Source organism: Bacillota bacterium (genome assembly GCA_024655925.1).
Classification (GTDB): domain Bacteria; phylum Bacillota; class DTU025; order DTU025; family JANLFS01; genus JANLFS01.
Genome location: JANLFS010000103.1, coordinates 1 through 4,976, shown reverse-complemented (window position 1 = coordinate 4,976; position 4,976 = coordinate 1). Strand labels below are relative to the sequence as shown.

General features: G+C 60.4%; 5 protein-coding genes. All 5 read left to right on the top strand.

Annotation, left to right across the window (positions count from 1 at the left end):
- Window positions 1–46 precede the first annotated feature (46 nt).
- Window positions 47–2,215 (top strand): bifunctional (p)ppGpp synthetase/guanosine-3',5'-bis(diphosphate) 3'-pyrophosphohydrolase, encoded by a 2,169-nt coding sequence (locus NUW23_13210; protein MCR4427118.1) that lies wholly within the window; start codon window positions 47–49, stop codon window positions 2,213–2,215.
- A 107-nt stretch (window positions 2,216–2,322) separates the two neighbouring features.
- Window positions 2,323–2,772: a D-aminoacyl-tRNA deacylase gene (dtd, locus tag NUW23_13205; protein ID MCR4427117.1), complete on the top strand. Its 450-nt coding sequence runs from the start codon at window positions 2,323–2,325 to the stop codon at window positions 2,770–2,772.
- 115 nt (window positions 2,773–2,887) lie between these two features.
- Complete coding sequence (locus NUW23_13200; protein MCR4427116.1) at window positions 2,888–3,568, top strand: MBL fold metallo-hydrolase; 681 nt, start codon at window positions 2,888–2,890, stop codon at window positions 3,566–3,568.
- A gap of 104 nt (window positions 3,569–3,672) precedes the next feature.
- Entirely contained in the window at window positions 3,673–3,849 is a 177-nt protein-coding gene (locus tag NUW23_13195; protein MCR4427115.1) for a hypothetical protein, read from the top strand.
- A 344-nt stretch (window positions 3,850–4,193) separates the two neighbouring features.
- Window positions 4,194–4,976: restriction endonuclease (locus NUW23_13190; GenBank protein ID MCR4427114.1), on the top strand; the 783-nt coding region annotated here is incomplete at its 3' end.

Sequence of the window (4,976 nt, the reverse complement as noted above, 5' to 3'; positions counted from 1 at the left end):
CACGGTTAATGCCTAAACGATCAGCTGCCGCGTCGACAGTCATTGTGTGCTCTTCAAACCTGAGAAAACTTGCATTAACACCAAATCTTTCAAGATATCCAAGGCACTTGCCAACCGGCCGGATGTGAACGTGGACGTCATCCGGAAGGCTTACGAGTACGCCCAAAACGCTCATGCAGGGCAGGTAAGGGAGTCAGGGGAGCCCTACTTTGAGCATCCTTTGGCGGTGGCGGTCATCCTGTCCGAGATGCAGCTGGATCCGGTCACCGTCGCCGCAGGCCTGCTTCATGACGTGATCGAGGACACCGGCAAGACCGTGGACGACCTCAGGGAAGCGTTTGGGCCCGAGATTGCGCTCCTGGTGGACGGGGTGACCAAGCTGTCCCGAATGGACTTCAAGACCAGAGAAGATCAGCAAGCCGAAAGCCTGCGGAAGATGTTCGTCGCCATGGCAAGGGACATTCGGGTCATCCTCATCAAGCTCGCTGACAGGCTCCACAACATGCGCACACTTCGCCATTCCCCAGCGGAAAAGCAGAAACGGGTCGCAAGGGAGACCATCGAGATATATGCTCCACTTGCCCACAGACTTGGGATGTGGCGGGTGAAGTGGGAACTGGAGGATCTTGCCCTCCGCCACCTCGAGCCCGACGCCTACTACAGGTTGGTGGAGAGAGTCGCCAAGAAACGCATGGAGCGGGAGGGTTACGTCGAGGAGGCCAGACGAACCCTGTCTGCGACTCTCGCGGAGGTGGGCATCACCGCCGAGATACAGGGCCGGCCAAAGCATTTCTACAGCATATACCAGAAAATGACCCAACAGGGCAAGGACTTCAGCGAGATATGGGATCTCCTGGGCCTTAGGGTGATCGTGGATACACTTCGCGAGTGCTATGCCGTGCTCGGGGCGGTCCACAGCATCTGGAAGCCGATCCCCGGCAGGTTCAAGGACTATGTGGCAATGCCCAAGTCCAACATGTACCAGTCCCTCCATACCACAGTGATCGGGCCGCGTGGGGAACCCCTCGAGATCCAGATCAGGACGTGGGAGATGCACAGGACTGCCGAGTACGGGATCGCCGCCCATTGGCGGTACAAGGAATCGCTCGACGGAGGGGGAGAATTCGAGGACAAGATCACCTGGCTCAGGCAGATACTGGAGTGGCAGAAGGAGACGCGGGACGGACACGAGTTCATCGAGACTCTCAAGGTGGACTTGTTCTCTGATGAGGTCTACGTGTTCACCCCCAAAGGGGATGTCAAGACCTTGCCCGCGGGGTCGACCCCCGTGGACTTCGCGTATGCAGTCCACACAGATGTCGGCCACCGCTGCGTGGGCGCGAGGGTGAACGGCAGGATGGTCCCGCTTGGGGCCACACTGCAGACCGGGGACATAGTGGAGATCTTGACGAACAAGTCACAGTCCGGGCCCAGCCGGGACTGGCTCAGCTTCGCCAAGACCTCCAAGGCCAGAAGCAAGATTAGGCAGTGGTTCAAAGAGCAGAGACGTGAGGAGAGCGTGGCAAGGGGCAAGGAGCTCCTCGAGAAAGAACTCAGGCATATTGGCGCGGAAGTCCACGCTAACATGAAAGAGGACAAGCTTGCTGAGGTTGCTCGCAAGTTCAGCTATCAATCGGCTGAGGATCTTCTCGCGTCGGTGGGCTACGGCAAGATCTCGGCAGCCCAGGTCGTAGGGAGACTTCTCCCGGAACGCGTCGCGGAGGAGCCCAAGCCAGCGGCAGCAAAACGAAGGGTTGGCGCGTCCCGGGGCGCGCGCGTTCGTGGGGTGGAGAATGTTCTCATCAGGTTCTCCAGGTGCTGCAACCCAGTGCCGGGAGACCCCATAGTCGGGTACATCACTCGCGGGCGCGGCGTGTCAGTCCACCGGGCGGACTGCCCCAACGCCGCCTTGATTCTGAGAGAGGAAGAAGAACGCAAGGTCGACGTGGAGTGGGACTCCGCTGTGGCCACGTCCTACCCGGTTGAGATCGAGATCGAGGCGCAGGACCATCCGGGCCTTCTCTCGGGAGTAATGACCGCGGTCAACGACATGCATACACACGTAAGCGCGGTCAACGCCCGCACTCTCAGAAACCGTGCGGCGCTCATAAGCATGACGGTTGAGATAAACGACGTCGGGCACATGAACAACATCATAAACCGCATAAAGCGCATCTCAGGCGTTCACGACGTGCATAGGGCCAGCCCGAGTTGAGGGGCGGGGGAGACTGGGGGGCACGCCCGGGGAGGCCGGAGGAGGCGCGCGGAGAACGCTAGCGCGTTGAAGCCAGGCGCGAGGCGGGGGAGACTGGGGGGCCTGAATTGAGAGCGGTGGTCCAGAGGGTGACATCAGCCAGGGTCGTTGTTGACGGGGGAGTCGTCGGGGAGATCGGACCCGGTCTCCTCGTTCTTTTGGGCGTGGGGCGCGGAGACCGGCCGGAAGACGCGGCCTATCTGGCGGACAAAATCGTCAACCTGCGCATCTTCGACGACCCGGATGGCAAGTTCAACCTATCCCTTCGGGATGTGGGCGGAAGCATGTTGGTGGTATCTCAGTTCACGCTGTATGGGGATGCCCGACGGGGACGCCGGCCAAGTTTCACGGAGGCCGGTCCACCGGAGGTTGGGAACGCCCTTTACGAAGAGTTCGTCGCGCTGGTCAGGGGGAAAGGGGTCCACGTCGAGACGGGAGTCTTTCAGGCCCATATGGAAGTCGAACTCGTGAACCATGGACCGGTGACCATACTTGTGGACAGCGCGAAAGTGTTCTAGTTGGAGTTGAGTTCGCGCAGTCTGGACCGGCAACTGCGCTCGTAGACATAGAGAGCGCGAGCATCCGTTGGCGGACGGCGCGAGGGTGTTTGAGACGAGGACGGAGGAGAGACTGATGGACGGACAGGCATCGAGAACGGGGACCTCGAAGGCAGGGGCCTTCAGAGTGGAGACTCTCGTGGTAGGCCCCATATCAACCAACTGTTACATCGTGTGGCGCGACGGATCCGACGAGGCCGCGGTGATTGATCCGGGGGGCGGGCTCAACAGCATCGTGGATGCCCTTTCGAAGAACCATCTCAGGTGTGTCGCGATTGTGAACACCCATGGCCACCCCGATCACATAGCAGCGAACGGAGGCTTGAGGAGCGCCACCGGGGCTCGAGTCTATGTGGGCGCGGCGGACGCGGCCATGCTCTCCGATCCTGAGGACATGTTCCACGTGATAGCCCGGTCCGCGGGCGGCTCGGACGACCTCGGGGCTGATGCGACCGTCGCAGGCGGCGACAAGCTGAAGGCCGGGAGCGTGGAGTTCGAGGTCCTTGCAACCCCGGGACATACCCCTGGGGGCATAAGCCTGTGGCTTCCAGGGGACCTCGTGGTGTTCACCGGTGACACGCTCTTCGCTGACGGCGGCGTGGGCCGGACGGACTTCCGCGGGGGCGATGACCGGGCGCTGGCGGACTCCATGGGCCGGGTGCTCTTCTCCCTTCCCAACGAGGCCGTGGTATACCCAGGGCACGGTCCTGCAACGACAATAGGGCGGGAGAAGCGGAATCATGGGAGGATGGGGTGAGGGGCGGGGGATCCGGCGGCGCTGAGGCGGACGACGGGGTGGCGATGAGGCGCCTCGGGACGCTGCCCCAGGGAACGCGGCCTCCCTGAGCAAGAGAACCGCCAATGCTCGTCTCAATGCTCGCGCGCATAGAACCGAGCATTGCGGGCGAGCCAATGCTCGATTCTATGCGCGGAACGCATGGGACGGCGTTGCAGGTGCTGTCAAGGACAGTCGTATTCGGAGTCGAAATCCCATACCGCGGTATCGCGCTTGAATACCCCGATCTGGTACTGGAATAGGAGACTGAGCAGCCGACTGCCGTCTATCAGGGTGATCAATGCAGCACCAGAGAAGAGCGGTTTCCGACACACCGTCCATCATACGGATGAATTCACAAGCTTGCCGATACGTAGGTAGAAGAGGCGTTAACACGTGCTTTGCCATGTTTCAGCTGCCTTTCGCGCTTAGTCCGCACTCTTCACATGATTGGGCGTTCAGCGGTTCAATCCCCCTGGAGGACTGGCGCCGAATCCTGCCGAATGCAAATGTTAGGCAAGCCAGTCTGAGCTGCAGATGAAACACGCCTACCGGTCTGTCTTCACTTCAAAGCAGTTGCGGCGGTAATGTGTCTGGAGGGAGGCATATGCCAGTTCCCACGTTCGAGGACATTATGCTACCAATGCTCACCTTGTGCGGCGACGGGAATGAGCACGCCCTATCGGAACTGCGGGGGCGGTTGGAGGACCGCTTTGGGCTGACGCCTGAGGAGCGGAACTGCAAGCTGCGGAGCGGAGCGAGTAGATTCGGCAATCGTGTGAGGTGGGCAGGCGTATACCTTAGGAAGGCGGGAGTGCTCGAGAGCACAGGACGCGGTAGTGTGAGAATCACCTCGCGTGGGCTAGCCCTTCTGGGGGAGAGACCGGCGCGAATAGACTCCAAGCTTCTTCGACGGTATCGGGAGTTCGTTGAGTTCAAGCGTCCGAGCCGTGGGCAGCTATCCATGCAGGAGTCAAACAGCCAGACCGATGAGATTCCAGAAACGCCAGAAGAGATACTGGAGACTGCAAGTAGAGAACTGCGGCGTTCATTAGCGGTGGAGCTCCTCGATCGCGTGAAGACCTCCTCTCCGCGGTTCTTTGAACAACTCACAATAGACCTGCTCTTGGCAATGGGGTACGGAGGTTCGCGGGATGATGCCTCGCAGCTGGTGGGCAGGGCAGGTGACGGCGGTATTGACGGTGTGATCAAACAGGATCGGCTTGGCCTCGATGTCGTATATGTGCAAGCCAAGCGATGGGACGGCACAGTGAGCAGCCCAGTGGTGCGTCAGTTCGCGGGTAGCTTGGACGGCGTCCGGGCGCGAAAAGGCATAATGATTACAACGTCCCAGTTCAGCAGAGAGGCCACAGAATATGCAGAGCGCATC